The 6,000-nt window shown below is 42.5% G+C and carries 3 protein-coding genes; all 3 read right to left on the bottom strand.

All coding sequences use genetic code 11. The features are described from left to right. Nucleotides 1-308 precede the first annotated feature (308 nt). Nucleotides 309-2,405: a bifunctional 2',3'-cyclic-nucleotide 2'-phosphodiesterase/3'-nucleotidase gene (locus RTL34_RS10060; protein WP_312116637.1), complete on the bottom strand. Its 2,097-nt coding sequence runs from the start codon at nt 2,403-2,405 to the stop codon at nt 309-311. A 206-nt stretch (nt 2,406-2,611) separates the two neighbouring features. Next, on the bottom strand, nt 2,612-3,706 hold the full coding sequence (locus RTL34_RS10055; protein ID WP_312116635.1) for an SIP domain-containing protein: 1,095 nt from the start codon (nt 3,704-3,706) through the stop codon (nt 2,612-2,614). 77 nt (nt 3,707-3,783) lie between these two features. Next, nucleotides 3,784-5,916, bottom strand: coding sequence for a TonB-dependent siderophore receptor (locus tag RTL34_RS10050; protein WP_312116632.1), 2,133 nt, complete (start codon nt 5,914-5,916; stop codon nt 3,784-3,786). Nucleotides 5,917-6,000 lie beyond the last annotated feature (84 nt).

Genomic DNA, 6,000 nt, shown 5'->3' with positions numbered 1-6,000 from the left:
GTAGGTCATCGTCAGCTCCCTATTCCAAAACACCCCCCTTACTCTTGTAAGGGGGGTGGTTTTTTGCATTGTAGTTTCTCAATATGTTTTATATTTGGTATTGTCGGAGACCACGCTAAGACACTACCTTTATGAAAACCAAACAACAAAACACAAGTGTCGTAAAATCCGGTATAAACGTAAGAAGGATGGCATGTCAAAGCTTGTCCGCCGTACCTTTTAAATTAAAGCTTAATAAAATAGAAAAAGAAAAAGTGTGGCAACTACCACACTTTTTAACGATAAATAAAATACAAGTTTTTTGGCGATTATTTTGATAAATCTATCGCATAATCTGCCAAGCCTTTATTTGAACCGTCGTCATTATTTACGATGCTAATATTGGTTAATCCTGCTTTTTGGGCAAAGTCAATTTTGTTTGCACTCGATTTAAAGGTTACAGGACCCGCTGTTTTTACTTTGACAAACCGCCAGCTACGACTGCTACCATTATTGGTTAATGATAAATTCTTAGCCGCTTTGATGTAATTAATCAGCACATCACGATTGGCATCCGGTGATTCAACTACATTGGTACTATTGATGCTGTAGTACTCCTTTAGACCTGATGCACGATAGTTATTGGTTGCGATGATAAATGGTGCGTTGTCTTCAATCGGCTTGCCTTTGTAGGTTAAGTTTTGGATACGGCTACCGATAGGTTTAGTCACATCAATTTCATATTGCACATCGGGTGAGGTAAACATATCAAAGTTATACCCAGGAAAAGTGCTGATTAACGCTTGTGGCGTAGTAAGGCTTGGGTTTATTTGATTAAAGCGTTTGGCAGAATTCTCTAGCCATTTTTTGATATCACTGCCTTGTATTTTTACTGCAAACACGGTATTTGGATACAGGTACAAATCAGCCGCATTGTTAATGGCGATATTGCCTTGCGCGACATCCGTATAATCTGAACCCCCTGCAAATCCGCTTTTAAATGGGGCACTCACCGATAAGACAGGGATATCTTTATATTGTGGCAAATTGGCGTTAATATAATCGCTAATATAGTTGGCTTGCGCTTGGTTGACCACTTGAATCGCTGACACATCACCCACATCAGCAAAGTAAGAAGTCATTGAGAAATCGGATGTACCGATTGGGGTTTTGACATAATTAATAGTGGCATTATGTTCTGCCTGAATTAATTGAGCCACTCGCGGGTTGGCTGCTACAAAAGTTTTATCAGCATTTTGGATTGTACGCACTTCCACTTTGGTATTGTTTTTATTGACCACCCATTTTTTGCCATCAAAGGTTAGATTCAGTTTGATTACGCCTAACCCTTTACCCCAAAAACTTGGCATGACCGCAGGTACGTTGTTTAATAAGCCATTAACTTTATCAATGCCTGCCTGGTCTAAGCGGGTGTCTTTGCTACTAGCATCAGGAAATACTTGATGTGTGTGTCCCATCAAAATCGCATCAATACCTGCCACTTGTGATAGATGCCAACTGGCGTTTTCCATCGTTGGGCTGTATGGTGAGGTATCAATACCACCATGTGACAAGGCGACAATGACATCTGCACCTTCATTTTTCATTTGTGGCACGTATTTTTCTGCCATTTCTTTCGCACCTGCGGTGGTGACTTTACCGTCTAGCCATTTTTTGTCCCATTGCATAATACCGGGTGTGGTAAAGCCAATGATACCAATTTTTAGCGGTACGGTAACCGTCTTACCCTCTGGTGTGGTTGCCGTAAAGGTTTTGGTAATGATTTTATAAGGCTTAAACAGTGGCTGATTATTGCGAGCGCTAATGACATTGGATAAAACCAAGGGAAAGTCTGGTCCCTTACAAGCACTGGCACTTGCGGTTATGCCATCAACGTTAAACTGACTGCCTGTAATTTGATTAAGATAGTTCAACCCATAGTTAAATTCATGGTTACCAATCGTACCTGCATCGTATTTTAGGTCATTCATAACCTTATAAATGCCCAAGGTTTCGTCGCATTTGACAGGGTTCACCGTTGCTTGATAGTCACCTAAAGCACTACCTTGAATGGTATCACCGTTATCTAGCAAGATATTATTGGCAGATTCACTACGAGCGTTATCGATAAGCGTTGCGGTTCGCTCAAGCCCAAAACTTTTGTCTTCTGTCAACTTGTAATAATCATAACTCATGACATTATTATGTAAATCTGACGTTTCAAGAATAGTAAAGTTAAGGTTCGTATTGGTAGCGATTTGCTGTGGTTTAGGGTCATTACTATCATTATCATTGTTATTACAAGCAACAAGTGACATGCTTGCTACAATCATGGATGTGGTAAGGCAAATGCGCTTGATTTGCGTATTCTTATAATGATGGTTTTTATAATGATGGTTTTTATAATGATGGGTTTTATAGTTCATGATCGCTCACTAAATTAGGCTCAAATAAGAGCGTTGATAAATTTGTGAAATATCATAGAAAGGTTGCGTGACAAAATGATGAATAGTTAGGGGTTAATAAAATTCACTGCCCTCTGCCTACCGTCAAGTGACACTGCAAACAACCAGTTGTTACGACCAAGTACTCACGTATGCATCTGATTGTCTGCCCAATTCTTGGATAACCCTTAGCTTGCTCGCCAATACACCTTAAGTACGCTATTATCCCGACTTAACTGTAATAACTCATCCAATAACAAACGCAGTTTTTTCGTTGTTGTCGCTTCAAGCCCACCCCAGATGTGGTCAATTCGGCGAGGATGTTGTTGTAAAAAATCTTGCAGTGTCGTAAAAATCTGCGTATGGGGCAGTTGGTTATCATTCGCCACAATTGGCAACACCGTTGCAGGATACTGGGTTAAAACGTCTTCTAAATAAGCCAAATCTAGCTGGCTTTGCAAAAAGGTCAGTACAATCGGCGGTATTGTCTGCTCGCTCATTGGCCACTGCTCTAACAGTCGGGCTACGGTCGGTAGTGAGGTTTCATCAGCGATTAATAGACTTTGTCCCTGTGGCTGATTAACATCGAGATGGTCGATTTTTTCGGGGAATTCTCGCTCACTGGTAAAAACATCGCCTGTTTTTAACGATTTTACCCAGGTTTCGCCAAGACTGATTTCGCCGTTTTTTTCTCCATGACAATAGATATCTATCCAAGCCAGGTTTTGCGTTTCACCGTTTTCATTCACAGTTTGCCATGCCTTGCGAAGCGTATAATAGCGGTAGGGGCGGGGGTGTTTTTTTAGGTCGGTGTCGGGCAGTTTGACATCAAACAAAAACGCATAACCTGCCGGTAAATCGGATAAATCGCTATCTGTTTGCACTGTCAAACGATACATATGGTGACTAACCGCTTCCACGCTTTGCAGATAAAATTGACGCTGCTTGATGTCAATGGTTTTTTTACCTTGTTTGCGGTCACTGCGCTGCAATAAGGCGACATATTGGTCGTTGAATTTTTCAAGGGTTTGGGTCGGCTCACTAAATGCCAAAAGCTGATTGTCTAAGTGCGGCTCGTTTTGCGTAAATTGCAAATCCAACAGTAAGCCTTGTTGATAGATTTGGCGTAAGGTCGCATTTTTTAAGGTTTTTTGCTGAACCTTGGTTAAGTTTAGCAAGCCTAACGCCATGTGCTTCATATCATCGCCGTGGTCTTCGTTGATGTGATCGATGATGTCGGCAATTTCGGGGTCATCAAATAAAGTCAGATTTTCTGGGTGCATAGAAGGTAATTTTTGTTAAAGGGCGATAAGGAAAGGACTTGGGGTAACAAGTCCTTTGTTTAGATTTATGAACCTGATTAAAACTTCGCTGTTAAGCTAACACTGGCTTGTCGCTCTGCGCCCATCCAGCAATTGTTGCGGTCATAACAACTACCCACGTAGGTTTTGTCAAACAAGTTACTGACCGTTAAGCCCACATCGAACGTGGGGTTAATTTGATAATTACCAGCCAAATCCACCAAGGTGACGCTTGGCAAAGTATCTGAGTTTTCTCTATCAATCTGCATCCCAGCGATGTGGCGCACACCCACTTGCACCGCGGTTTTGGCGTTGGGTTTCATACTTGCCCACAGTGTGGCGTTGTGCTTGGCAATTTGTTGCGGGGTATTGCCGACCAGTTGCGGATTAAACTCATCCTTGGTGATTTCGGCATCGACATAACCATAGCCGACACCCACATTTAACCAATGGTTGAAACGATGATCGGCAGAAATTTCAAAACCTTTTGACGTGGTTTTACCTGTTTGGGTTTGTTTGGTCCAGTCGATGGCAGTGACCTTGTCATTTTTGCGCGTGATATCGTAGGCAGACAGCGTGGCTTTGGTGGCTTTATCTGGCGAGTTGTATTTTATGCCGACTTCAACTTGGTTGGCGGTGGTGGGCTTAAAGGCTTCGCCTGTAATATAGTTGACACCTAATAATGGTTGAAATGACTGAGCGTAGCTGACATAGGGGGCAAACCCATTGTCAAGTTGATACAGGGCTGACAATCGCCCGGATGTTTGCTTGGCTTCGTTGACGGTGGTTTTTGCATTGCTACCTGTGGCAGTGGTTTTGGTGGTGCTTTTATAGTCATCATGACGTAACCCTGCGACCACAGTAAGCTTGTTCCACTGCATTTCATCTTGTAGATAAACGCCGAATTGACTTTGCTCAATATCATCGGTTTGTTGATAGCTTGTCAAACTAAGGGCAGTTTTGCTAAATAAATTATAATCAGGATCGCTTAAATCGATGATGGGTATGCCATTGTACATGGCGTCTGCATACTTAGCGGTGCTGTCAGTTTTTTGATAGTCCACACCCAATAATAAATTATGTGAGGTATTATCGGTAATCAGACTATAAGCCAATTGGTTATCGGTTGCCCAGTTGGTCATTTTTTCATCGGTCGTGTAGGCGGTGCGTATAAGCTTGCTGTCTGAACCTTCGCTAAAGCCTTGATGATAGGTGTTTTTTTGTTGGGCATCGGCATCGGTGTAACGCAAGGTATGTTTAAAGGTTAACAAATCATTGATTTTCCAGTTGATGGTCTCGCTTGGCATAAAGACTTTTTTACTAAAATCATTCCATTTATCGCCGGCGTAGGCATCCGCGTCTAACTTACCATAACTGGCTTTATATACTGTGCCAATGCTTGGCAGTGGGGTAGAAGGGACTTGATTAGGGTCATCTTGATAATACAAATTGGCAAGCACCGAGATATTTTTGCTCGGTTTGTATTCGATAGAGGGATTGAGTAGCACCCGTTTTTCTTCGGTCGTTTGCATTTGTCCGTCTTTTTCACGGGCTAATGCCACCATGCGATAATTGGTGGTATCGTTAATAGGACCTGTGCTGTCAATGGCGATTTCTTTAAGATTATTGGTGCCCGCGCGTAGTCTGATTTCGTTTTCGGGGGTGTTTTTTGGGGTTTTGGCGATTTGATTGACCATGCCGCCCGGCTCATTATAGCCGTACAGTGACGAAGCAGGTCCCTTGAGTACTTCCACGGCTTCGGTGGCATAGGCATCGACTTGGGGCATTAAATTCCAAGTTCCATCATACGGCAGCCGCATCCCGTCATAAAAGTTGGAATAATTCTTAAAACCACGCAGGGTATATTCATCAAAGATACCAACTGTCCCACGACTTTCGCTACTGACACCTGGCTCATAACGCAGCGCACTCGCCACACTGTCTGCTTGGCGTTGCTGCAATGTCTCTTGCTCGATACGAGAATAACTCATGGGGGTTTTTTCGGGGTCGAGGGCGGTCTTGGTAGCGGTGGTGCGGTAAGCATCACTACGAATGACCAAGGTATCTAATGTGGTTTCTGGTGCATCTTCGCTATTGGTTGCAACGTCTGCCAGCACTTGACTAGAAAAAACATGGCTAATACCCACCGCTAAACTAGCCCGTATTGCTATTGATAAAAAAGATAAACGCATAAGTGACCCCGCCACAATAAATAATTACAGAAATTTACAGTATGGTAAAATTAATGAAAATAATAACAATAATTATTCTCATTT

The sequence above is a fragment of the Moraxella sp. CTOTU47915 genome (genome assembly GCF_031986685.1).
Classification (GTDB): Bacteria; Pseudomonadota; Gammaproteobacteria; order Pseudomonadales; family Moraxellaceae; genus Faucicola; species Faucicola tetraodonis.
Note: the sequence above shows the minus strand (reverse complement) of the source record. Positions and strands in the feature narration are given on the sequence as shown.

Coding starts and splice junctions, on each gene's coding strand:
- RTL34_RS10060 (WP_312116637.1), bottom strand. CDS start 2,405: ATGAACTATAAAACCCATCATTATAAAAACCATCATTATAAAAACCAT.
- RTL34_RS10055 (WP_312116635.1), bottom strand. CDS start 3,706: ATGCACCCAGAAAATCTGACTTTATTTGATGACCCCGAAATTGCCGAC.
- RTL34_RS10050 (WP_312116632.1), bottom strand. CDS start 5,916: ATGCGTTTATCTTTTTTATCAATAGCAATACGGGCTAGTTTAGCGGTG.